This window comes from Xenorhabdus vietnamensis (genome assembly GCF_002127535.1).
GTDB lineage: Bacteria > Pseudomonadota > Gammaproteobacteria > Enterobacterales > Enterobacteriaceae > Xenorhabdus > Xenorhabdus vietnamensis.
Genome location: NZ_MUBJ01000100.1, coordinates 1 through 935, shown reverse-complemented (window position 1 = coordinate 935; position 935 = coordinate 1). Strand labels below are relative to the sequence as shown.

General features: G+C 47.2%; 2 protein-coding genes. Both read left to right on the top strand.

The features are described from left to right. Positions 1–546, top strand: a 546-nt coding sequence (locus Xvie_RS21940; RefSeq protein ID WP_422645927.1) for a gp53-like domain-containing protein, incomplete at its 5' end; no start/stop codon positions are given. Positions 547–549: 3 nt separating this feature from the next. Further along, a partial coding sequence (locus Xvie_RS20365; protein ID WP_086110890.1) for a tail fiber assembly protein occupies positions 550–935 on the top strand: 386 nt, incomplete at its 3' end.

Below are 935 nucleotides of genomic sequence, written 5' to 3'. Positions count from 1 at the left end.
GTCTCTGAGGGGGTATATATTGGCAAACAACGGCCAGATTTAGTGTTATCGTCATTGGGAACAGCTAAATCGCGGGTGAATTTATCGTTATGGGGGATAAATAATCGTCCCACTGTTCTGGAATGTCATGATGATACCGGCTCGATATTTTACGCTCAGCGATCGCCGAATGGTTCGGTTATATTTTCGGTTGACGGTGAGATATTGCCCAGTAACTACGGCAATTTTGACGCACGGTATGGCAATAAAAATACGGCCAGTAAATCAGAGCGCTGGTGGAAATGTGGCGATTCGGGAATTATTGAACAGTGGGGGGTTGTCTATGTTCCTGATGATGAATACCGAGAATTCGAATTTCCCATATTTTTCCCCAACAGGTGCGATGCACTGGTAGCGACCCCCATTTATACTGCTGCTGTGACATCAACCAATGTAATTTCATGTCATGTCAATGTGAGAACCAACGCACGTTTTGGTGTGGGTCTATCTGCCACATTTTCCGATCCGGCGCTTAATCGCGTTTTTTGGCGAGCAGTGGGGTATTGATTTATGTATATTTTCAGCGCTAAAACAAATTCATTTTATCCGCTCGCCTTGAAGCCGGATTATATTAACGCAGGATCATGGCCGGCGGATGGGATTGAGGTGAGTGACGCGGTTTATCAGGAGTTCCGTACACCACCCGAAGGCAAACAGCGTATTACTGGTGCCGATGGCCTACCTGCATGGGGCAATATTCCACCACCAACGCCTGAGATGTTACAACGTCGGGCGGAATCACGGAAACAGTATTTAATGAATGAGGCCAGGGATAAAATCGCTCCGTTAAACGATGCCGTTGATTTGAATATCGCCACTAACGCCGAGAAATCAGCATTGACTGAATGGCGCAAATACCGGGTACTGCTCAGTCGGGTGGATTGCTCAACCGCACC